Annotated in this window: 24 protein-coding genes and 1 tRNA gene; 18 read left to right on the top strand and 7 right to left on the bottom strand. The window is 70.5% G+C overall.

From position 1 onward, the window contains the following. The first annotated feature begins 11 nt into the window (after positions 1-11). Complete coding sequence (locus ABG090_RS10265; protein WP_347754384.1) at positions 12-947, top strand: aldose 1-epimerase family protein; 936 nt, start codon at positions 12-14, stop codon at positions 945-947. 33 nt (positions 948-980) lie between these two features. Here the strand turns inward: ABG090_RS10265 and ABG090_RS10260 are convergent, their stop codons facing one another. Beyond that, entirely contained in the window at positions 981-1,601 is a 621-nt protein-coding gene (locus ABG090_RS10260) for a GyrI-like domain-containing protein (RefSeq protein ID WP_347754383.1), read from the bottom strand. Positions 1,602-1,907: 306 nt separating this feature from the next. On the opposite strand from ABG090_RS10260, the gene ABG090_RS10255 reads away from it, so the two are divergent. The 4 genes from ABG090_RS10255 (at position 1,908) to ABG090_RS10240 (ending at position 5,507) form a co-directional block, all read left to right on the top strand. Next, positions 1,908-3,209, top strand: coding sequence for an aspartate kinase (locus tag ABG090_RS10255; RefSeq protein ID WP_347754382.1), 1,302 nt, complete (start codon positions 1,908-1,910; stop codon positions 3,207-3,209). Then, positions 3,206-3,742, top strand: a complete 537-nt coding sequence (ectA, locus tag ABG090_RS10250) for a diaminobutyrate acetyltransferase (protein WP_347754381.1) — start codon at positions 3,206-3,208, stop codon at positions 3,740-3,742. The genes ABG090_RS10255 and ectA overlap by 4 nt, the downstream gene beginning before the upstream one ends. Positions 3,743-3,762: 20 nt before the next feature. Further along, a complete protein-coding gene (gene ectB / locus ABG090_RS10245; RefSeq protein ID WP_347757590.1) occupies positions 3,763-5,040 on the top strand; it encodes a diaminobutyrate--2-oxoglutarate transaminase in 1,278 nt (425 codons plus the stop codon). Between the two features lie 83 nt (positions 5,041-5,123). Next, complete coding sequence (locus tag ABG090_RS10240) at positions 5,124-5,507, top strand: ectoine synthase (RefSeq protein WP_347754380.1); 384 nt, start codon at positions 5,124-5,126, stop codon at positions 5,505-5,507. Positions 5,508-5,530: 23 nt separating this feature from the next. Here the strand turns inward: ABG090_RS10240 and ABG090_RS10235 are convergent. Next, a tRNA-Lys gene (locus ABG090_RS10235) sits at positions 5,531-5,603 on the bottom strand. Between the two features lie 70 nt (positions 5,604-5,673). Here ABG090_RS10235 and ABG090_RS10230 point away from each other — a divergent pair. The 6 genes from ABG090_RS10230 to pstB all read left to right on the top strand — a co-directional run bounded on the left by ABG090_RS10230 (position 5,674) and on the right by pstB (position 11,377). Beyond that, entirely contained in the window at positions 5,674-6,303 is a 630-nt protein-coding gene (locus ABG090_RS10230; RefSeq protein WP_347754379.1) for a DNA-directed RNA polymerase subunit beta, read from the top strand. Positions 6,304-6,386: 83 nt separating this feature from the next. Next, positions 6,387-6,989 carry a hypothetical protein gene (locus tag ABG090_RS10225; protein WP_347754378.1) on the top strand — a complete coding sequence of 201 codons (603 nt, stop codon included), beginning with the start codon at positions 6,387-6,389 and terminating at the stop codon, positions 6,987-6,989. A gap of 361 nt (positions 6,990-7,350) precedes the next feature. Further along, the gene (locus ABG090_RS10220) at positions 7,351-8,457 is read left to right on the top strand and encodes a phosphate ABC transporter substrate-binding protein PstS (RefSeq protein WP_347754377.1); all 1,107 of its coding nucleotides are present in this window, start codon (positions 7,351-7,353) and stop codon (positions 8,455-8,457) included. 113 nt (positions 8,458-8,570) lie between these two features. Beyond that, entirely contained in the window at positions 8,571-9,509 is a 939-nt protein-coding gene (gene pstC, locus ABG090_RS10215) for a phosphate ABC transporter permease subunit PstC (RefSeq protein ID WP_347754376.1), read from the top strand. Positions 9,510-9,511: 2 nt separating this feature from the next. Then, on the top strand, positions 9,512-10,591 hold the full coding sequence (pstA, locus tag ABG090_RS10210) for a phosphate ABC transporter permease PstA (RefSeq protein ID WP_347754375.1): 1,080 nt from the start codon (positions 9,512-9,514) through the stop codon (positions 10,589-10,591). Positions 10,592-10,597: 6 nt separating this feature from the next. Continuing rightward, positions 10,598-11,377, top strand: a complete 780-nt coding sequence (pstB, locus tag ABG090_RS10205) for a phosphate ABC transporter ATP-binding protein PstB (RefSeq protein ID WP_347754374.1) — start codon at positions 10,598-10,600, stop codon at positions 11,375-11,377. Positions 11,378-11,525: 148 nt separating this feature from the next. On the opposite strand, the gene ABG090_RS10200 is transcribed toward pstB, so the two are convergent. From ABG090_RS10200 to ABG090_RS10185, 4 genes are read right to left on the bottom strand one after another with little or no spacing between them, the layout of a single operon-like run. Continuing rightward, a complete protein-coding gene (locus tag ABG090_RS10200; RefSeq protein ID WP_347754373.1) occupies positions 11,526-12,476 on the bottom strand; it encodes an NUDIX hydrolase in 951 nt (316 codons plus the stop codon). Next, positions 12,473-14,731, bottom strand: a complete 2,259-nt coding sequence (locus tag ABG090_RS10195; RefSeq protein WP_347754372.1) for an RNA degradosome polyphosphate kinase — start codon at positions 14,729-14,731, stop codon at positions 12,473-12,475. The genes ABG090_RS10200 and ABG090_RS10195 overlap by 4 nt, the downstream gene beginning before the upstream one ends. A 12-nt stretch (positions 14,732-14,743) precedes the next feature. After that, a complete protein-coding gene (gene mshD, locus ABG090_RS10190; RefSeq protein WP_347754371.1) occupies positions 14,744-15,577 on the bottom strand; it encodes a mycothiol synthase in 834 nt (277 codons plus the stop codon). Continuing rightward, positions 15,574-16,218: a winged helix-turn-helix domain-containing protein gene (locus ABG090_RS10185; RefSeq protein WP_347754370.1), complete on the bottom strand. Its 645-nt coding sequence runs from the start codon at positions 16,216-16,218 to the stop codon at positions 15,574-15,576. The genes mshD and ABG090_RS10185 overlap by 4 nt, the downstream gene beginning before the upstream one ends. 156 nt (positions 16,219-16,374) lie before the next feature. On the opposite strand from ABG090_RS10185, the gene ABG090_RS10180 reads away from it, so the two are divergent. The 5 genes from ABG090_RS10180 to ABG090_RS10160 are packed head-to-tail and all read left to right on the top strand — an operon-like array spanning position 16,375 to position 19,333. Next, positions 16,375-16,662, top strand: coding sequence for a hypothetical protein (locus ABG090_RS10180; RefSeq protein ID WP_347754369.1), 288 nt, complete (start codon positions 16,375-16,377; stop codon positions 16,660-16,662). A gap of 59 nt (positions 16,663-16,721) precedes the next feature. Then, entirely contained in the window at positions 16,722-16,844 is a 123-nt protein-coding gene (locus ABG090_RS10175; protein WP_347754368.1) for a hypothetical protein, read from the top strand. Between the two features lie 3 nt (positions 16,845-16,847). Continuing rightward, a complete protein-coding gene (locus ABG090_RS10170; protein ID WP_347754367.1) occupies positions 16,848-17,465 on the top strand; it encodes an FABP family protein in 618 nt (205 codons plus the stop codon). Next, on the top strand, positions 17,462-18,538 hold the full coding sequence (locus tag ABG090_RS10165; RefSeq protein WP_347754366.1) for a folate-binding protein: 1,077 nt from the start codon (positions 17,462-17,464) through the stop codon (positions 18,536-18,538). Before ABG090_RS10170 ends, ABG090_RS10165 begins: the two co-directional genes overlap by 4 nt. A gap of 48 nt (positions 18,539-18,586) precedes the next feature. After that, positions 18,587-19,333, top strand: a complete 747-nt coding sequence (locus ABG090_RS10160; RefSeq protein ID WP_347754365.1) for a phosphoglyceromutase — start codon at positions 18,587-18,589, stop codon at positions 19,331-19,333. 66 nt (positions 19,334-19,399) lie between these two features. Here the strand turns inward: ABG090_RS10160 and phoU are convergent, their stop codons facing one another. Beyond that, positions 19,400-20,098 (bottom strand): phosphate signaling complex protein PhoU, encoded by a 699-nt coding sequence (gene phoU / locus ABG090_RS10155; RefSeq protein WP_347754364.1) that lies wholly within the window; start codon positions 20,096-20,098, stop codon positions 19,400-19,402. 139 nt (positions 20,099-20,237) lie between these two features. Here phoU and ABG090_RS10150 point away from each other — a divergent pair, with 139 nt between their 5' ends. Further along, positions 20,238-21,389 (top strand): ATP-binding protein, encoded by a 1,152-nt coding sequence (locus ABG090_RS10150; RefSeq protein ID WP_347754363.1) that lies wholly within the window; start codon positions 20,238-20,240, stop codon positions 21,387-21,389. Continuing rightward, entirely contained in the window at positions 21,386-22,066 is a 681-nt protein-coding gene (locus ABG090_RS10145) for a response regulator transcription factor (RefSeq protein ID WP_347754362.1), read from the top strand. The genes ABG090_RS10150 and ABG090_RS10145 overlap by 4 nt, the downstream gene beginning before the upstream one ends.

The following is a 22,066-nucleotide window of genomic DNA, read 5'->3' as shown; positions in this document are numbered from 1 at the left end:
AGGCTCGGCGCATGCGCCCACCGACCGGTCAGCAGTTCTCCCTCTCCACCACCGTCGACGGCAAGCCGCTGCGCGCCACGATCACCGAGGTCGCAGCAGGGTTGCGTGAGCTCGTCTATGACGGCGTCGACCTGGTCGAGCCCTTCGCCGAGGACGCGAGGCCCGCGAAGGCGCAGGGCATCGTGCTCGCGCCATGGGGCGGCCGCGTCGCGGGCGGCGACTGGCAGCACGAGGGCGCCACGCAGCGCCTCGCGATCACCGAGCGCGACAAGGGCAACGCGAGCCACGGGCTGCTGCGCTTCTCGCCCTACCGGGTGCTCGAGCACACCGAGACGTCCGTCGTGCTGCAGGCCACCATCCACCCGCAGTCGGGCTTCCCCTTCCTGCTCGACACCCGGGTGGAGTACGAGCTCACGGAGGACGGGCTGCTGGTCAAGCAGGAGGCGACGAACGTCGGCACGGAGCGCGCGCCGTGGGCGTGCGGCGCGCATCCGTACCTCGCCGTCGGTGCGACCCCTGCCGACGAGCTCACCCTGACCGTGCCTGCCGCCCGCGTCTTCAACGCCGAGGACCTCATCCCCACCGAGGAGACGCTCGTGGATGCGATGGATGCGACGGCGCCGGATCTGCGTGGCGGCAGGCGGCTGTCGGAGCTCGACATCGACCACAACTACTCCGGGCTCGAGTTCGTGGGTGGCGTAGCCACCGCGACGCTGCTCGACAGCACCGGCAGGGGAGTTGCCCTCTGGCAGGACTCGTCCTTCCCCTTCTCGGTGGTCTTCACCCCGCGCAGCTTCCCGGCGCAGGGCGGCGGCGCGAAGCACGCGGTGGCGGTCGAGCCCATGAGCGCACCCGCGAACGCGCTGAACTCCGGGACCGGCCTCGTGTGGCTGGAGCCGGGGGAGACGTGGGCGGGCCACTGGGGCATCGACCCCGTCGGATTCTGATGCCCTGGCCGCTTGCCAGCCGCGCCTGAAGCCTCAGGCGGCTGGCGCCACCGGCTGTCGCAGGATCGTGCGGTGCTTCGCAGGCGCCACGCGTCGGGCGTCGCTCAGGTAGATCTCGTGGTGTCGGCCGGTCTCGCGCAGGCCATGGTCTGGGAGGTAGCGATCGTGGAGCTCGGCGAGCACAGGGCCCTCATCGTCGAACGATCCCACGTGCAGGGTCTGCACGCATGTGCCCTCCTCGAGCCGCTCGAGCCGGATATCGGCGAGGCGCGCGGGAGCCCCCTTCGCGCGCACCGACTCCGCGGCATGCGCGGCGAGCTCGTCGTCGACCCAGTCCGGAACCAGCATCAGCAGCGTCCACTCCCACTGCCGCTTGTCCCGCGCGGTCGTGAACGCCTCCATGTGTGACGCCGACCACAGCCCCTCGAGCGGCATCACCACGTACTCGCGGCCGAGCTCGCGCCTGCTCGCGAACTTCAGCGCGTAGGCGAGCGGGTAGAGGGCCTCGACAGCGCGCGTGAACGCGGGCGCCGTGTTCGGGTCGCCGCGGCCATCGATCATCAGGTACTGCAGCGGTGGCACGTCGACGACGCGGAACTCGCCCGGCTTCGCCCGATAGCAGTCCAGGGAACGCTTGAGATCGATCTTCTCCATGCTCGCTCCTCTCGCCGCGTCGCCCGCGCCGAAGGTGTGGGGGACGCTCGGCGACACGCCCAACACGGGCCTGCCAGCGGAAATGTTGCCGACTCGTCATCTTCGGTGCTGCGCTACCTCACCATCATCGCGCGCAGACGCGTGTAGCACGATCCCTTCGATATCGCTCGGGACCGGAGTCGGTTGCGATCTATCGAGATCTCGGTAGCGTCGTTGTTCGCTGAGTCCCGGAAGCCGGCTGCCCACGCCGCCCGGTCGACTTGCGACTGCCACTGGCGCACCCCTGTTCACTGACCGAGGAGATGCATGTCCCTGATCGTCCAGAAGTACGGCGGCTCATCCGTCGCCGATTCCGACCGACTGCAGATGGTCGCGCGCCGCATCGTCGCCACCCGCGACGCCGGCCACGACGTGGCCGTCGTGGTGTCGGCGATGGGCGACACCACTGACGAGCTCATGCAGCTGGCGCTCGGCGTCTCCTCCAAGCCCGTCGCGCGCGAGCTCGACATGCTGCTCACCTCCGGCGAGCGCATCTCGACGTCGCTGCTCGCGATGGCGCTGCAGGAGCTCGGCCACGACGCCGCGTCCTTCACGGGCGTGCAGGCGGGGCTCCGCACCGACGAGGAGTTCGGCGACGCCCGCATCCTGGAGGTGCAGCCGGGCAGGATCCAAGCCGCCATCGCCGCGGGCACCATCCCGATCGTCGCTGGCTTCCAGGGCGGGTCCGCCGACCAGGGGGTCACGACCCTCGGCCGCGGCGGCTCCGACACCACCGCGGTCGCGCTCGCGGCGGCGCTCGGCGCCGACATCTGCGAGATCTGCACCGACGTCGACGGCCTGTTCACCGCCGACCCGCGCGTGGTGCCGCACGCCCAGCGCCTGCCGCAGCTGACGACCGAGGAGGCGCTCGAGCTGACCGCGCACGGCGCCAAGGTGCTGCACCGCCGATCGGTGGAGATCGCTCGCCGGCACGATGTGCCGCTGCGCGTGCGCTCGAGCTTCGGCGCCGGCGCCGGCACCTGGGTCATCGACCGCCCCATCGCACCCGAGCTCATCGCAGATCCGACCACCGCAACACCCGAGGAGGCCTCCGTGGAACAGTCCATCGTCAGTGGAGTCACGCACACCGATGACCAGTCCATGCTGACCGTGGTGGGGGTGCCGGATGTGCCGGGCACGGCCGCCGCCATCTTCGCCGTCATCACCGGCGCCGTCGCCACCGTCGACATGGTGGGGCAGACGCACACCGCCGCCGACACCGGCCTGATCGACTTCTCGTTCGCGCTGCCCGGCGACGACGCGACGCGCGCGGCCAAGGCGCTGCAGCGCGAGCAGGAGCGCCTCGGCTTCGCAACCCTCACGCTGACCGACGACGTCGGCAAGGTGTCGATCGTCGGCAACGGCATGCGCTCGAGCCCGCAGGTGTCGGCGCAGCTGTTCGAGGCGCTCAGCGAGGAGGGCGTCACGGTGCACCTCATCGCGCAGAGCGAGATCCGGCTGTCGGTGGTCGTGCCGCTCGAGCAGCTCGAGCACGCGACGCGCGTGCTGCACCGGGCCTTCGGCCTCGATGCGGCCGAGATCGCCACGGTCGCGGGAGTCGCAGCATGATCGGCACCATCTCGCTCCGGTCGCCGCGACTCGACGAGGGCGCCGCCCTGTGGGCGCTCGCGCGAGACAGCGAGCGACTCGATCTGAACGCGCCGTACGCCTACATGATGTGGGCGCGCGACTTCCACGCGACCACGATCGTCGCCGACGTCGACGACGAGATCGTCGGCTTCATCACCGGCTACTGGCGCCCCGACAGCCCCACGACGCTGATGGTGTGGCAGGTCGCCGTCGACGAGCGTCACCGGGGTCGCGGGATCGCCGGGCGCATGCTGGACGCGCTCGCGGAGCGCACCGGTGCGGCAGCGGTCGAGACGACCATCACGCGCGCCAACGAGGCCTCGGTGCGACTGTTCTCGTCGTTCGCCGAGCGCCGCGGCGCCGAGCACGACGTCACCGGCCTGTTCGACGTCGAGCACTTCCCGGGCGACGACAGCTGGGAGCCCGAGCTGCTGCACCGCATCGCCCCGCTGCGCGCCGAGCCGCGCGAGGAGACCGACGCACTCAACGCCATGGAGGAGGCCATCCGATGATCAACGCCACGACCACCACGATGGAACGGCCGGACGCACGGAGCACCGGCGCAGCCGACAGCGACACGAGCGTGTTCGAGCGCCGCGAATCCGCGGTGCGCTCCTACGCCCGCTCGTGGCCCGCGGTGTTCGCCGCCGCGGCCGGCGCCGAGCAGATCACCGAGCAGGGCGAGACCTACCTCGACTTCTTCGCCGGTGCGGGCGCGCTCAACTACGGTCACAACCACCCCGTGCTGCAGCAGGCGGCGATCGACTACCTCGCCAGCGGCGCCGTCGTGCACTCGCTCGACACCCACACGCCCGCGAAGCGCGCGTTCCTGGAGGCGTTCGAGCAGCACATCCTCGCGCCGCGCGGCCTCGATCACCGGGTGCTCTTCCCCGGCCCGACCGGCACGAATGCGGTCGAGGCGGCGCTGAAGACCGCGCGCAAGGCCACCGGGCGGCAGACCATCGTGTCGTTCACGAACGCGTTCCACGGCATGACGCTCGGCTCGCTCGCGGTCACGGGCAACGCCAAGAAGCGCGCTGCCGCCGGCGTGCCGCTGCCGTTCGGCGTCACCGCGCCGTACGAGGAGCCGGGCATGGATGCGGTGGCGTGGCTCGAGCGCGCGTGGTCCGACAGCGGCTCCGGCATCGACCTGCCGGCGGGCGTCATCGTCGAGACGGTGCAGGGTGAGGGCGGTCTCCGCGTCGCGAGCGCCGAGTGGCTGCGCGCGCTCGCCGACCTGTGCGCCCGCTTCGGCGTGCTGCTCATCGTGGACGAGGTGCAGACCGGATGCGGCCGCACCGGCACGTTCTTCTCCTTCGAGGCCGCTGGCATCGTGCCCGACATCATCTGCGTGTCGAAGTCGCTCTCCGGCTACGGCATGCCGATGGCGCTGACCCTGCTGCGGCCCGCGCTCGACGTGTGGCAGCCGGGCGAGCACAACGGCACCTTCCGCGGCTTCGCTCCCGCGTTCGCGACCGCGACGGCCGCGCTCGAGACCTTCTGGGCCGACGGCGACTTCGCCGCTGCGGTCCGCGCCAAGGCCGAGGCGCTCGACGCCGGGCTGCAGCGGATCGCGGACGACTCCGGCGCCACCCTGCGCGGTCGCGGCATGCTGCGCGGCATCCGCTTCGAGGACCCCAGCGTTGCCGGCCTCGTCGCAGCGGCGGCATTCGACCGCAAGCTGCTGGTCGAGACCTCCGGATCGAACGACGAGGTCGTGAAGCTCATGCCCCCGCTCACGATCACCGATGAGGAGCTGCAGCGAGGCATCGCGCTGCTCCACGAGGCAGTGCGCGCCGCGACGGCGTGAGCTGACTCCGCACCCGACACCACGGCGCCCGACACCACGGCGCCCGACACCGCGACGCCCGACACCACGACGAGAGGACACCCATGAAGGTCATCCACATCGACCAGCTCGACAGCACCGACCGCGACGTCGACCACGGCACCTGGCGCAGCCGGCGCTTCGTGCTCGCCGACGACGAAGTCGGCTTCTCCTTCCACGACACCCTGCTGCGCGCGGGCACCGAGACCGAGATGTGGTACGCCAACCACATCGAGTGCGTCTACGTCTACCAGGGCGAGGGCACGCTCGTGAACCGCGAGACGGGCGAGGAGCACCCGCTGCGCCCCGGCACCATGTACCTGCTCGACGAGCACGACAAGCACACGGTCAGGGCGGAGACCGACATCCGCTGCGCCTGCGTCTTCAACCCGCCGGTCACCGGTCGTGAGGTGCACGACGAGCACGGCGTCTACCCGCTGCTGCGCTGAGGCGGCGTCGCCCGCGCGACCGGTGGGCCCGGTGGGGCTCGAACCCACGACCAGCGGATTAAAAGTCCGATGCTCTACCGACTGAGCTACAGGCCCGTCACTCCAGAATAGGGGCGACGCTCGCTGGACGCGCACTGCAGGGCAGCCGTGGGAGGATCGTCAGCCCATGGCTGACGACTTCCACCGCCCCACCCGCTTCTCCAACGACTGGTTCGAACGAGTCGAGGGCGATGTCGACCCGGTCGTGCGGCTGCAGCTCGCCAGCGAGACGGCGAACGCACTGCTCTCCCGTGTGCGCTCCGGCGCCGACCCCGAGGTGGTCGAGCGCATCCTGCGCGTCGCGCGCGAGGATGGCATCGACATCGTGGCCGAGCTCTGGTCGCAGGCGCGCCCGCACACCCTGCCCGGCACGCTGTGGCGCGTGCACCTGCTGCACGCGCTCGTGACGCAGCGCGCAGACGAGACCTCCCACCTCTACCAGGCGGGGGCGGATGCGCTGCAGACAGCAGCGCCGGTCGTGGCCGGAGTGCCGGCACCCGCAACTCCTGCGGAGCTGCGCTCCCTGTCAGAGACGATCCTGCGCGGCGTCTTCTCCGGCGACTTCGCGATGGCGCTCGACCGCGCGGCCGCGTTCGCCACCGTGACCGCTGCGGGTGCCGTCCACGTCGCGCACGAGGATGAGCCGGTGCATCCGGAACGAGCACGAGCGCGCACACTGATGGCGGGCCGGCTGACGGACATCGCGGAGGACCTGCGCGTCAGCGCTGGCATGTGGCGAGCCGACTCGCTCGCCTGAGCGAAGACGCTTGGAGTTCCCAGCGTTCCAGACGTATCTTCGGAGCGTGGCGGCCCGCAGTCGCCGATCGATCGGAGACGCTCATGCTCAAGGCCCGCCGCCCCGCCGCAGCCGCACTGATCCTCGGTGTCGGCGCGCTCGCCCTCACCGGCTGCTTCTCGCCGCCGCCGCTGCCGTCGGCCGCCCCCGAGCCGCCTGCTGCGCCCAGCACGAGCGCCGAGCCTTCGCCGACGGGGGAGCCTACGGAGCCCACCGAGGAGCCGACCACGAGCAGCGAGCCGGCTGCCTCGGGCGACCTGCCGTTCACGGTCGATGACGGACTCGGCGATATCTGGTCGTTCGACGTCGTCGAGCTGGTCTCGAATCCGCCGTTGAGCTCGGGCGAGCCCGAACCGGGCACATACGTGGTCGGGGTGATCATCGACGCCGAGCACGTCGAGGGCGGGGTGAGCTTCGCCAATTGCTTCGACATCCTGGTCGAGGGCTCCGACGGCGAGATCTACGACTACGCGGACACGATCGGGATCACGCCCGAGGACGACATCTACTTCGCCGACGACGATGCCTTCACGGGCGCCGTCGCGGCGGTGCAGCTACCAGAGGGCGTCGACCCGGTGAGCGTGACGATGCGGTCGACGTACGGCCACCCCGAAGTCGAGGATGTGGTGATCAATATCACCTCCTGACGGCGAATCCGATGCCGCTTGGAGCGGCGATCGTTCCCGTGTTCGCAGTGAGCAAACCGGCCTGCGTGTCGGAGCGAGGCTCGCTACGCTGGCTGAGCCGGGCCGCGTAACCCCGGGCTCCAATATTCGCCGCTGCGAGCGGCCATCCGCCGAGAGGCGTTCGCGGCCCGGCTCTCTCCTGCCGGCAGCGGTCCCCGCGGCGGCGTACCGCGTTCGCGGCGCACGCAGCGCTGTTCACCGTCCGTTCACCTGCCGGGGCCCTTCGCGCCACTCGGGGTGCCTAGCGTGTACCTCGGCGCGCTGATGCGTGCCTGATCCAGGGCGGAAGCGCCCTGCACCACACCACCCCGGAGGGAACACCGTGAAGTTCACGAAGCTTGGCCGCGCTGCGGTCGTCGCCGCAGCAGGTGCGCTGCTGCTCAGCTCCTGCGCCGCCAACGAAGGCACGGAGACCGCGCCCGAGGGCGAGGGTGCCTCGGGCGAGACGCAGCTGTCGGGCAACCTGGCAGGGGCGGGCGCCTCGTCGATGGGCGCCGCGCAGGAGGCCTGGATCGCTGGCTTCCAGACCCAGAACCAGGACGTCAACATCACGTACGACCCCGCAGGCTCCGGCGCCGGCCGCGAGCAGTTCATCGCCGGCGGCGTCGGCTTCGCCGGCTCGGACGCGTACCTGAAGGATGAGGAGCTCGAGGGCACCTTCGGCGCCTGCGCTCCCGACAGCCTCCCGGTCGACCTGCCGATCTACATCTCGCCGATCGCCGTCATCTTCAACGTCGAGGGCGTCGACACGCTCAACCTCGACGCGAGCACCATCGCGCAGATCTTCTCCGGCGAGATCACCAACTGGAACGACCCGGCGATCGCCGACCAGAACCCGGACGCGACGCTGCCGGATGCCACCATCACCGCCGTGCACCGCTCGGACGACTCGGGCACGACCGAGAACTTCACCGAGTACCTGGCCGCCACCGCGGAGTCCGACTGGAGCGAGGGCGTCTTCGAGACCTGGCCGTCCACCTACGGCGGTGAGGGCGCGCAGGGCACCTCTGGCGTCGTCGACGCTGTGACCAACGGCACGAACACGATCGGCTACGCGGACGCCTCGCGCGCCGGCGGGCTCGGCACCGTCGCGCTGCAGGTCGGCGAGGAGTACGTGCCGTTCACCGCGGAGGCCGCCGCCGCAGCGGTCGACGCGTCGCCGCGCGTGGAGGGCCGCCACGAGGGCGACCTCGCCGTCGAGCTCGACCGCACCACCACCGAGGCCGGCGTCTACCCGCTCGTGCTCATCTCCTACGCGATCGCCTGCACCGAGTACACGGATGCCGACACCGCTGAGCTCGTGAAGGGCTACCTGAGCTACATCGCCTCGGAGGAGGGCCAGCAGGCCGGAGCCGAGAACGCGGGCAACGCCCCGATCTCTGACGACCTGCGCGCCGAGATCCTCGCGGTCGTCGACACCATTCAGTAGGCAATACTGGATCTGCATCCCGCACGCCTTCTGGCCTGCACCGCCTGTCCGGGGCGAGACCATCGCCCCGGACAGGCGCATTCGTCCGGCACTCCGACCTCGCAGGGAGCCTCATGACTACCGCTGCACCGGCCGCACCGCGCTCGGCAGTCACCAATCGGCCCGCCGACATCGTCTTCCGCGCGATCTCCACGACCGCTGGCGTGCTGATCCTCATCGCGCTCGGCGGCGTCGCGATCTTCCTGGTCGCGCAGGCCGTGCCCGCGATCATCGGACCGATCCCGGAGTCGGAGGGCGCCAACTTCTGGGCCTGGGTCTGGCCCATCACCTTCGGCACCCTCTGGTCCGCGTTCCTGGCCATGATCATGGCGGTGCCGCTCGCAGTCGCGATCGCCCTGTTCATCACCCACTTCGCACCACGCAGGTTCGCGCAGTTCCTCGGCTACGTCATCGACCTGCTCGCCGCCATCCCCTCGGTCATCTACGGCCTCTGGGGCATCGTCGTGCTGGCTCCGTTCTTCCAGCCCGGCTTCGCCTGGTTGGCCGAGAACCTCGGCTGGATCCCGCTGTTCTCGCCGCCGGCCTCCGGCACCGGCCGCACCATCCTCACCGCGGCCATCGTGCTCGCGGTCATGGTGCTGCCGATCATCACCGCCCTCTGCCGCGAGATCTTCCTGCAGACGCCGCGCTTGAACGAGGAGGCCGCGCTGGCGCTCGGCGCGACGCGCTGGGAGATGATCACGATGGCGGTGCTGCCGCACGGCCGCTCGGGCATCATCGCCTCCTCCATCCTGGGCCTCGGGCGCGCGCTGGGCGAGACGATGGCGGTCGCCATGGTGCTCGCCTCGTCGGGCGCCGTCACCTTCGCGCTGATCGGTTCGCAGAACCCCTCGACGATCGCCGCGAACATCGCGCTCCGCTTCCCCGAGGCGCACGGCATCACCGTGAACATGCTGATCGGTTCCGGCCTGGTGCTGTTCGCGATCACCCTGCTGGTGAACGCCATCTCCCGCGTGATCATCGCCAAGACCACGGTCGACGGAGGTCGCTGAGCATGAGCACCATCACCCCCTCGCGCCAGGCGCAGAACCCGCTCACCGCCGGTCAGCTCTCGAACTGGGCGCCATGGGCGCTGCTGGGCGCCTCGATCGCGGTCGGTGTCGCGGTGGCGGCGCTGCTCGCCGGCGCCGCCGGCTCCGCGTTCAGCATCGTGGTCGTCGCACTCGTCGGCTACGTGCTCTACCTCGTCTCCATCACCGTCGTCAGCCAGCTGATCGAGGGCGGCCGCCGTGCCACCGATCGGCTCGTCACCGGCATCGTCGTGGGCGCCTTCCTGCTCGCACTCATCCCGCTCGTCTCGCTCATCGTCACCGTGGTCGCCAACGGCGTCGCGCGCTTCGACCTGCAGTTCTTCACCTACTCGATGCGCAACGTGGTCGGTGAGGGCGGCGGCGTCGTGCACGCGATCGTCGGCACCGTGCTCGTCACGCTCTGGGCGGCGATCATCTCGGTGCCGGTCGGCATCTTCACGGCCATCTACCTGGTCGAGTACGGCAAGGGGGCGCTGGCGAAGGCGATCACCTTCTTCGTCGACGTCATGACCGGCATCCCCTCCATCGTCGCCGGCCTGTTCGCCTACGCGCTGTTCGCGCTGTTCGCGGGCGAGGGTGTGCGCAGCGGCATCGGCGGCGCGGTCGCGCTCAGCCTGCTGATGATCCCCACCGTCGTCAGGTCCACAGAGGAGATGCTGAAGCTGGTGCCGAACGACCTGCGCGAGGCGTCGCTGGCGCTGGGCGTGCCGAAGTGGCTGACGATCGCGAAGGTCGTGCTGCCCACGGCGCTCGCGGGCATCGTGACGGGCGTCACGCTCGCGATCGCCCGCGTGATCGGCGAGACCGCCCCGCTGCTCATCATCGCGGGCTTCACGACCAACATGAACTACAACGTCTTCGACGGTCGGATGATGACGCTGCCGGTGTTCGCCTACAACCAGTACGTCAGCCCCGGCGTGCAGGAGCAGGCCTACTTCGACCGCGCGTGGTCGGCGGCCCTTGTCCTCATCCTCATCGTCATGATCCTCAACATCGGCGCGCGCGTCATCGCGCACTTCTTCGCGCCGAAGTCTGGAAGGTAACGCAGCATGTCCAAGCGCATCGAGATCAACGACCTCGACATCTACTACGGCGCCTTCAAGGCTGTCGAGGGCGTCTCCGTCGACATCGAGCCCCGCGCCGTCACCGCGTTCATCGGCCCGTCCGGCTGCGGCAAGTCGACGGTGCTCCGCTCGATCAACCGCATGCACGAGGTCATCGCGGGCGCGTGGGTCGACGGCGAGGTGCTGCTCGACGGCGCCAACCTCTACGGTCCCGGCGTCGACCCGGTCAACGTGCGTCGCCAGATCGGCATGGTCTTCCAGCGCCCGAACCCGTTCCCGACCATGACCATCCGCGAGAACGTGCTCGCCGGCGTGCTGCTCAACAACAAGCGGATGTCGAAGAGCGACCAGGACGACCTGGTGGAGCGCTCGCTGCGCGGCGCCAACCTCTGGAACGAGGTCAAGGACCGGCTCGGCGTACCGGGCTCCGGCCTCTCCGGCGGCCAGCAGCAGCGGCTCTGCATCGCCCGCGCGATCGCCGTCAGCCCCGAGGTGCTGCTGATGGACGAGCCCTGCTCGGCCCTCGACCCGATCTCGACGCTCGCGATCGAGGACCTCATCGAGGAGCTCAAGACCGAGTACACGATCGTCATCGTGACCCACAACATGCAGCAGGCCAGCCGCGTGAGCGACAAGACGGCGTTCTTCAACATCGCCGGCACCGGCAAGCCGGGCAAGCTCATCGAGTTCGACGAGACGACCAAGATCTTCTCGAACCCGAGCGTGCAGGCCACCGAGGACTACGTCTCCGGCCGCTTCGGCTGATCCCGCCGGCGCCCGATGGCGGCCGCCGGCCGCCCATCCCGTTCCCACGAGAGGACGGATCGGCCCTTCGGCACCCAGGGGAGGACGGATCGTCCTCTCCCGGGCGCATGTCCTCCATTCGGAGCACAGCCGCGCGACGCCGCCGCCGCTACAGCTCGCGCGCCCCGTGCGTCTCGAGCGCCACGAGCGCGGGGACGTCCCCGGCGCTCACGTGCAGCACGGTGAACTCGGCCGTGTGCAGCATCGATGCGCGATGCGTGCGCTCCGACTCCAGCCCATCCGCCGCATGCACCACCGCGGTGACGATCTCGGGGATGACCGGGGCGTGACTGCACAGCACCGTGCCGCGGCGCCGCTGCACCGCCTTGGCGACGCGGCGCTCGATCTCGGCGCGCGGATGCTCGGGTGACTCCTGGCTGATGAGCGCCGTGGGCTTCGGCTTGACGCCCAGCAATCGGCTGAGCGGTTCCACGGTCTGCTGGCAGCGCACCGCATCGGACGTCATGATCCGCTCCGGACCGTAGGCCGCGATGCCCGGCGCGATCAGCTTCGCCTGCTTCTCGCCGCGGGACGTGAGCGTGCGCTCCGCATCCGCTCCCTCCCAGTCGAAGGGGTTGGCCGCCTTCGCATGCCGCAGCGCGATGACCGCGAAGGTCTCGGCGTGCCCGTCGGCGAGTCGCTGCTCGAAGACCTCGATCACCTCGGTGTCGTGCCGGTAGGTGCAGCGCGCCTTCGCCTCGGCCACCGGCAGCCACTCGAGCGCCAGGATCTCGTCGTTGGGGGAGAAGCGCGCGTCGGCGACGGTCTGCTCCGAGACGCGGGCCTGCCAGTAGTAGACGACCTTGTCGCGGCCGTCCGGCAGGCGGTACTCGCTCTGCGGCAGGGGCGCGCCCAGCGTGATGGCGAGCCCGGTCTCCTCCTCGATCTCGCGCACCGCGCATTCCGGCAGCGTCTCGCCCGGGTCGAGCTTGCCCTTCGGCAGCGAGAAGTCGCGGTGCTGCGTGCGCTCGACAAGCAGCACGAGCGGCTCGCCGTCGACGAGGCGCCACACGAGCGCCCCCGCGGCCAGCACGGGTCTGGCCGGGTTCGTCGGCGTCACCGCGACGACCGCTTCCGGCGCTGGATCTGGATCATGCGGTCGCGGTGCAGGTCGTCGAGCAGTGTGCCGTCCTCGGCGGTGAAGCGGCGCGTCCAGGTGCCGTCGGGCTCGCCCCACCAGGAGGCCGTTTTCGGCGACATCGCCTTGTCGAAGTGCTGCGAGATGTCGAGCCGGTGCTCGGAGGAGGAGAGCTGGATGAGCGTCTCCACGCGGCGGTCGAGGTTGCGGTGCATCATGTCGGCCGAGCCGATGAAGACCTCCTCGTCGCCGTCGTTCCAGAAGGCGAACACCCGCGAATGCTCCAGGTAGCGACCGACGATCGAGCGCAGCGTGATGTTCTCGCTCAGCCCCGGCACGCCCGGCTTGATCGAGCAGATGCCGCGCACCCAGATCTGCACCTCGACGCCCGCGCGGCTGGCGCGGTAGAGCGCGTCGATGATCTGCTCGTCGACGATCGAGTTGATCTTCAGACGGATGCGCGCCTTGCGGCCGGCGAGCGCCGTGCGGGTCTCGCGGTCGATGCGCGAGAGCAGCCCCTTGCGCAGGTGCCTGGGCGCGACGAGCAGCCGCTGGTACGACTTCTCCTTCGCGTAGCCCGAGAGCTCGTTGAACAGCCGCGTGATGTCGCGGCCGACCTGGTCGTTGTCGGTGAACAGGCCGAAGTCCTCATAGATGCGGCTCGTCTTCGGGTTGTAGTTGCCGGTGCCGATGTGGCAGTAGTGCCGCAGGCGACCGTTCTCGCGCCGCACGATCATCATGAGCTTGCAGTGCGTCTTGAGCCCGACCATGCCGTAGACGACGTGCACGCCGGCCCGCTCCAGCTGCCGCGCCCAGCGGATGTTGGCCTGCTCGTCGAAGCGCGCCTTGATCTCCACCAGCGCCAGCACCTGCTTGCCGGCCGCGGCCGCGCGGATCAGCGCCGCCACCACCGGCGAATCGCCGGAGGTGCGGTACAGCGTCTGCTTGATCGCGAGCACGTCGGGATCCTCGACGGCCTGCTCGAGCAGTGCCTGCACGCTGGTCGCGAAGGACTCGTAGGGGTGGTGGACGAGCACGTCCTTGCGCGTGATCGACTGGAAGAAGTCGGTCGCCTCATCCTTCTCGGTCGGCAGGAACGCGGCGGCGGTGACCGGCACGCGCTTCGTGTAGCGCAGGTCGGGCCGATCGAGGTCGCCGAGCTGGAACAGCCCGGTGAGGTCGAGCAGGCCCGGCAGCTTGTAGACCTCGTTATGCGTGATGCCCAGCTCGTCGACGAGCAGGCCGAGGGTGTCGTCGTCGATGTCCTCCGACACCTCGAGGCGGATCGGCGGCCCGAACTTGCGCCGCGAGAGCTCGTGCTCGAGCGCCTTGATGAGGTTCTCGGTGTCGTCCTCGTCGATCGTCATATCCTCGTTCCGCGTGACGCGGAACAGGTGATGCTCGACGACCTCCATGCCGGAGAACACCTCGTCGAGGTTGTTCGCGATCAGGTCCTCGAGCGGCAAGAAGCGCTGCGCGCCGCCGACGCGCTCGAGCTCGACGAAGCGCGGCAGCACCGCGGGCACCTTGAGCCTGGCGAACTGCTCCTCGGGCTCGCCCGGCACGCGCACGCGCACCGCGAGGTTGAGCGACAGGCCGGAGATGTAGGGGAACGGATGCGCCGGGTCGACCGCGAGGGGCATCAGCACCGGGAAGATCTCGTCGTCGAAGCGCTGCGACATCTCCTCGCGCTCGGTGTCGGTCAGATCCTCCCAGCGCTCGACGTGGATGCCGGCCGCGCGCAGCTCGGGCATGAAGTCGGTCTGCGCGGCATTCGCGTGCCGCAGCTGCAGCTGGTGCGCGTGCTGCACGATCTCGTCGAGCAGCTGCTGCGCCGCCGTGCCCACGTTGGTCGGCACCGCGAGTCCCGTGGCGATGCGCCGCTTGAGGCCCGCGACGCGCACCATGAAGAACTCGTCCATGTTGGAGCCGAAGATCGCCAGGAAGCTCGCGCGCTCCAGCAGGGGGGTGTTGCGATCCTCCGCCATCTCCAGCACGCGCTGGTTGAACTCCAGCCATGAGAGCTCGCGATCGACGAACCGATCGGCGGGCAGGCCGTCCTCGGTCGCGACCCCCTGCATCTCGGCCGACCAGGCGAGCTCCTCGTCGAAGTCGTCGCGATCGAAGTCCGCCTCGTTGGCGTCGTGGAAGGTGTGCTCCTCCTCGAGCGTCTTCGGGGCTCGCTCGATGCGCGGCTCCTCGGTGGTGCCGGGCGCTGTCGTGGTGCCGTCGCTCATGTGCTCATTGTGTCAACTGCTGCTGGATAGCGCGTGCCGCCATCGCACATCGATCGCCCACTGCTCGAAGCCCGCGCGCCGGTAGAGCGCCAGTGCGGCGTCGTTGTCGCCCTCGACGTAGAGGTGTGCGGCCGTCGCGCCCAGCGCGCGCATCCGCACGAAGGTGGCGTCGAGCATCCGTCGCCCCAGACCCGCGCCCTGGATCGCGGGGGAGACGCCGAGCACGTACAGCTCGGCCACGTCGCGATCCCCGTCGGGCTTCACCCAGGTGAAGGCGTCGAGGCCCGCCTCGCCCGGCAGCACGATGAGGTTCGCGTCGTCGTGCCAGGGCTCGGCCATGCGCGCCTCCAGATCGGTGAGCGACATCCGTCCCTGCTCGGGGTGAGCGGCGAACGCGGCCGCGTTCAGCGCCAGCAGCGCGGATGCGTCGCTCGGCGCATAGGGCCGAGTGCCGTCCGGCAGGCGGTCGTCATCGGTGCTCGCGGGCGGCACGGGCGCGCGCAGCTGCAGCAGCGTGCGGACGCGCTGCATGCCGAAGCGCTCGGCGATCGCGCGCGCCGCGGGCAGGTCGCCGTGCGCCCAGGCATCGAAGCCGCCGAGCTCCTCGACCAGCCGGGTCACGAGCGCCGTGCCGAGCCCGCGGCCACGACGATCCGGATGCACGGCCAGCTCGACCTCGCCCTCCGCATCGCTCACGACCGCGAGCGCGTCCGCGTCGCCGACCGCGCGTCGCTCGCCGCGGCGCAGCTCGACGAGCGCCTGATCGTTGAACGGCGGCACGCCGTCCGCGGCGAGGCAGGCCGTCCCCAGCGCCTCGACGCGCTCGAACGCTGCGCTTGCGCTCATGAGGGCTCCGCCCGTTCGAATCGGTAGCCGACGCCGCGCACGGTGCCGATGAGGCTCTCGAGGTCACCGAGCTTGGCGCGCAGGCGTCGCACGTGCACATCGACCGTGCGGGCACCGCCGAAGTAGTCGTAGCCCCACACCTCGCTGAGCAGCTGTTCGCGGGTGAAGACGCGCGCGGGGTTCGAGGCGAGGAAGCGCAGCAGCTCGAACTCCTTGAAGGTGAGGTCGACCGGTTTGCCGTCGAGCGTCGCCTGGTAGCTGGGCTCGTCGATCGTCAGTCCGCTCGACGAGATGGGCCCCGCGACGCGCGCGGCCGCGAGGGCAAGGCGGATGCGCGCCTCCAGCTCCGCAGGCCCCACCGTGTCGAGCACGATGTCGTTCGCGCCCCACTCGGGCGTCACCGCGGCGAAGCCGCCCTCGCTCAGCACCAGCAGCACGGGCGCGGCGCCGCCTGCCAGCAGGCGGCAGACGGTCTTCGCGGCGGGGAGGTCACCCACCGCATCCACGACGAGCAGGTCGCCCTCCGGTGCGCGCGCGGCGGCCTCCGCCGACGCCGGCACCGTGCTGATGCGGTGCTCCAGCAGCTGCAAGCTTGCCAGCACGTCCCGGTCGCGGCGGGTGAAGATCACGATGTGCGCCATCCAGCCCTCCTGCCGCGCCAATCGTATTCCGACCCGCGTGCCTCTCCGCACCCCGCCCCCGCCCCACCCCCACTCGGTGCGCAGAAGTGTCGCTTGCGGCTCGCATCCCGCGGCCTTCCGAGCACATGGCGACACATCTGCGCCACAATGGGCGGCATGGAGGGTGGCGGCACGAGCAAGGCGGGCTCCTGGCAGTGGGCCAGCGTGTGGCCCGTGTGGCTGCTGGCGGCGCTCGGCGCGACCGGTGTCGGTCTGCTCACGCCGCTGGACGGCATCGTCTGGCTCCCGATCGTGCTCGGCGCGTGCACGCTGGTCGCGTTCGCGATCCAGCTCGGCGGCCCGACCGAGCCCGGCCTCGTCGACCGCCTGGCGGCGGCGATCTTCGGCTCCGTGGTGGTGCTCGCGGTGGCGAGCGCGATCCTGGTGCCGTTCACCGCGCTCTGAGCGGCGCGGACGTGTCGCGGGCACGGCAGCATCCCATCGGCGCGCGATAGGATCGCGGCATGGATGCCATCCCCATCGTCGCCCTCGAGATCTTCTACCTCGGTCTGCTCGGCCTCGCGATGCTCGCGATCACCGGCGTCTCGTTCGTCGTGATCCGCAACCTCTTCCGGGGGCAGCGCTAGCCGATGCTGGAGCTCGACCCGACGCTCCCCGCAGAGCTGGGCCCGCTGCAGTGGCTGATCGGCACGTGGGAGGGCACCGGTGTGCTGTCGTTCCCGGTGGGCGAGCGCACGATCGAGCAGGAGTTCGGTCAGCGCGTCTCGTTCGCGCACCACGGGCATCCATACCTGGTCTACGAGGCCTACGCCTGGCAGCTCGATGATGAGTTGACCCCGCTGGCGGCCGAGAGCGGCTTCTGGCGCTTGGCGCGCCCCGCGAATGACGCCGACGCGGGCCCGGGGATGCTGCCGCCCGCTGGCCACCCGGCCTACCCCGACGCCGAGGCGGTCGAGGGGCTGCGCCGGCCCGACGGCGCCTTCGACCTCCAGGCGCTCATCTCGCACCCGACGGGAGTCGCCGAGCTCTACCTCGGCACCATCACCGGCCCCCGCATCGACCTGGCGACGGACGCGGTGCTGCGCGGCGCGAGCGCCAAGGAGCACACGGCCTCCACCCGCATGTACGGGCTGGTCGAGAACCACCTCCTCTGGGCCTGGGATCTCGCCGCGCTCGGCCAAGGGCTCGAGAGCCACGCCTCTGCGCGTCTCGCGCGTCGCACGCCGAGCGAGGCGAGCGAGCAGTGACCGCCCGCGAGATCGCCGCCGGCATTCCGGACGCCGTGCTCGACGAGCGCACCCGCCTGCCGCTGCATGTCGGCAATCCGATCGCCGAGCAGCGTCGGCTGCGCGCTGGCAGCCTGGTGCTGCTGCCTCGCGAGGTGCTGCGCCTCACCGGACCCGACACGCTGCCCTGGCTCGACTCGATCACCAGCCAGGCGCTCGGGCGACTCGCGCCCGGCGCCTCGACCGAGACCCTGGTGCTCTCGCCCGTCGGCCGCATCGAGCACGCGCTGCGCCTGCACTGGACGGGGGATGCGCTCTGGGCGATCGTCGACGCCGACACCGCCGACGCGCTCGAGACCTGGCTGACGCGGATGCGCTTCGCGAAGCGGGTCGAGATCGAGCGCCCCGACGTCGTGGTCGTTGGCACTGCGGGCGAGCCGACGGATGCGCTCGCCGACGCGCCGCGGTGGGTGGACGGCTGGCCGGAGGTCTCGCCGGGCGGCATCCGCTACGGCGAGCCGACGGGGGAGCCGCTGCACTGGTCGGAGTCGATCCTGACGCTCGCGCAGGCGGCCGCGATCGCGCCCGACCGATTCGTCGGCACCATGGCTGCGGATGCCCTGCGCATCGCCGCCGGCCGACCTGCGCTCGCCGAGGTCGACGACCGCACCATCCCGCACGAGCTCGACTGGTTGACGACGGCCGTGCACCTCGACAAGGGCTGCTACCGCGGCCAAGAGACGGTCGCCAAGGTGCACAACCTCGGCGCGCCGCCCCGACGCATCGTGCTGCTGCACCTCGACGGCAGCCAGAACGCGCAGGTCGCGCCGGGTGACGCCGTGCTCGCCGGCGAGCAGGCGGCCGGTGCAGTGACGTCGGTCGCGATCCACGACGAGCTCGGCCCGATCGCGCTCGCGGTGGTGCGCCGCTCGACGCCCGCCGACCAGGATCTTGTCGTGCGCACCGCGGAGGGCCTGGATGTCGCGGCCGGCCAGCAGCTGCTCGTGCCGCCGAGCGCGGGCCACGCGAACCGCCCGCCGCGCCTGCCGCGGCTGGGCGCCGTGCGCCGCCCGGCCGCACCGCCCGCGTCCTGACCGCGCCGCGCATCCCCGCGCGCGACGGGCGTTGACTAGGCTTGCGGCATGACTGAGCGCACCCTGATCCTGCTCCGCCACGGCCAGTCCGACTGGAACGAGAAGAATCTCTTCACCGGTTGGGTCGACGTCGGGCTCACTGCGAAGGGCGAGGCGGAGGCGAAGCGCGGCGGCGAGCTGCTGCGCGAGCGCGACCTGCTCCCGGACGTGCTCTACACGTCGTTGCTCCGCCGCGCCATCCAGACCGCGAACATCGCGCTCGATGCCGCCGAGCGCTCCTGGATCCCCGTGCACCGCTCGTGGCGTCTCAATGAGCGCCACTACGGCGACCTGCAGGGCAAGAACAAGGCCGAGACGCTCGAGCAGTACGGCGAGGAGCTGTTCATGACCTGGCGCCGGTCGTTCGATACCCCGCCGCCGCCCATCTCCGACGACAACGAGTTCTCGCAGGCCGGCGACCCGCGCTATGACGACATCGACGGCGAGCTGCCCAAGACCGAGTGCCTCAAGGACGTCATCGATCGCTTCCTGCCCTACTGGGACTCGACCATCACGAAGGATCTCGACGCGGGCAAGACGGTGCTCGTCACCGCGCACGGCAACTCGTTGCGCGCGCTCGTCAAGCACCTCGACGGCATCTCGGACGACGACATCGCCGAGCTCAACATCCCTACGGGCATCCCGCTGGTCTACAAGCTCGGCGAGGACAACATGCCGCTGGAGCCGGGGGAGTACCTCGACCCCGAGGCGGCCGCAGCCGGAGCCGCGGCAGTCGCGAGCCAGGGCAAGCACTGACCCGCCGGAGCTGAGCGCACGGGCCCTGCTGAGGGCACGGGCCCTTGCGGGCCCTCGCCGCTCGGCCTAGGAGATCGGCTGCACCGGCTCCAGGGCGTCATCGCTGGGCCCGTCGTCGTCGGCGCCGACCCAGTCGCCGGTGGCGAGGTACTGCACCTTCTTGGCGATGCCGACCGCGTGGTCGGCGAATCGCTCGTGGTAGCGGCTCGCGAGCGTGGCGTCGACCGTCGAATGGGCTGCGCCCTGCCACTGGGTGCCGAGCACGTGCGAGAAGACCTCGCGGTGCAGCTCATCGACGCGGTCGTCGGCGGTCTGCAGGCGCTCCGCGAGCGAGAGGTCCTGCGTCTCGAGCAGGTCGCGCAGCATCTTCGCGATCTCGATGTCCTGGCTGCCCATCTCGGCGAAGGTCGGCTGCAGCGGCTCCGGCACGACCTGCATCGGGAAGCGGTACCTGGCCAGCAGCGCGATGTGGCGCGCGAGGTCGCCCATGCGCTCGAGCGACGCCGAGATGCGCAGGGCCGACACGACGATGCGCAGGTCGCGTGCGACGGGCGACTGGCGGGCGATGATGTTGATGACGAGCTCGTCGAGCGACGCCGCCTTGTCGTCGATGACGGGGTCGGTCGCGATCACCTGCTCGGCGAGCTGCACGTTGGAGTCGCCGAACGCGCGCACGGCCGACTCGATCGAGACGACCACGTGGTTGGCGATGTCGACGAGGCGATCCTGCACCTCGGCGAGCTCCTGCTGGAATACGTCGCGCATGCTGCTGCTCCTTCTGCTGTGCCTGGACCCGCTCGGGGCCGGGCACGTGTCGAACCCCGAGTGTTCCGCGGCCAGGTTACCGCCGGGTGTCCGACGGCTGAACCACGGGGGCCGCGTCCAGCCAGGATACGATCGAAGCGTGGATGCGTCCTGGTATGTGCTCCTGGCGCTCTTGCTGGGCTTCGCTCTCGGGTCCGGCTCCGTGTATCTGCTCGGCATCGCCGCGCAGCGCGGCCGGCAGGTAATGGCGATCGCGTCCGAGCCCATCCCGGACGGCATCGCGGCGATGGTCGATGTGCTGGAGTCCGCGGGCATCGTCCTCGACGGCTCCAACCAGGTGATCCTCGCCTCTCCGGGTGCGCATGGGCTCGACCTGGTCGACGGTCGGGAGCTGCGCTCCAGGGAGATCATGGATGCGGTGCGTCGCACCTGGCGGACGGGCGAGGCCGAGGTGCTCGACATCGTCTACCGGCGCGGCCGCATCGGCGTCGGCACCGAGCTGCAGCTGCGGGCGCGCGTCGCGCCGCTCGGCAACCGCTTCATGCTGGTGCTGGTCTCCGACCGCACCGAGGAGCTGCGCCTCGCCGGCGTGCGACGCGACTTCGTCGCCAACATCAGCCACGAGCTGAAGACGCCGATCGGTGCGCTGTCGCTGCTCTCCGAGGCGATCGAGGCGGCCGCCGACGATCCCGCTCGGGTGCGTGCGTTCTCGCAGCGGATGCAGGTCGAGGCCGATCGGCTGGGCCGCATGACCAAGGAGCTCATCGACCTCTCGCGCATCCAGGCCGACGATCCGCTCGAGCATGCGGAGCGCTTCTCCATCTCGCACGTCGTCGACGTGGCGGTCGATCGCAACTCGGTGCTCGCGGAGACGAAGCGCATGCGCGTGCTGCCGCGCGTGCTCGACGAGGCCGAGGTGCTGGGCTCCGAGGAGCTCGTGACCATGGCGGTGCAGAACCTGATCGCGAACGCCGTGCAGTACTCGCCCGCCGCGACCCACGTGGGCGTCGGCGTCCGCGTCGTGGACGAGGTGGTCGAGATCGCGGTGACCGACAACGGGGTCGGCATCGCGCAGGAGGACCACGAGCGCGTGTTCGAGCGCTTCTACCGGATCGACCCGGCGCGCAGCCGCGTCACGGGCGGCACCGGCCTCGGCCTCAGCATCGTCAAGCACGTCGCCATCAGCCACGGGGGCGAGGTGCGACTGTGGTCGCATCCCGGCCAGGGCTCCACCTTCACCCTGCGGCTCCCGGTCGCAGCGGCAACAGCAACCCGCAAGGAGAACGCATGACGCGCATCCTGATCGTCGAGGACGAGATCGCGCTCGCCGAGCCGCTCGCCTACCTGCTCGAGCTCGAGGGCTACGAGACGGCGCACGCCGCCGACGGCATCCGCGCGCTGGACATGTTCGAGGAGCAGGGCGCCGATCTGGTGCTGCTAGACCTCATGCTCCCCGGCCGCAGCGGCACCGAGGTGTGCAAGCTCATGCGCCAGCGCTCGCAGGTGCCGATCATCATGGTGACGGCGAAGGACAGCGAGGTGGACACGGTGGTCGGGCTCGAACTGGGGGCCGACGACTACGTCACCAAGCCGTACTCGACGCGCGAGCTGGTCGCGCGCATCCGCGCCGTGCTCCGACGTCGCGCCGTCGAGGAGGACGACGATGACGACGTGGTGGAGATCGGGCGGGTGCGGCTCGACGCCGACAGCCACACGGTGCACGTCGCCGGCGAGCCCGTGGCGATGCCGCTGCGAGAGTTCGAGCTGCTCGAGTACCTCATGCGCAACGCCGGGCGCGTGCTGACGCGGGCGCAGCTGATCGACCGCGTCTGGGGCAGCGACTACTTCGGCGATACCAAGACGCTCGACGTGCACATCAAGCGGCTGCGGGCGAAGATCGAGGAGGATCCCGCCAACCCGGTCCGCGTCGCGACGCTGCGCGGGCTCGGCTACCGCTTCGAGCGCTGA

Source organism: Agrococcus sp. ProA11, from assembly GCF_039880525.1.
GTDB classification, from domain to species: domain Bacteria; phylum Actinomycetota; class Actinomycetes; order Actinomycetales; family Microbacteriaceae; genus Agrococcus; species Agrococcus chionoecetis.
This window is presented reverse-complemented; position numbering and strand designations above follow the sequence as displayed.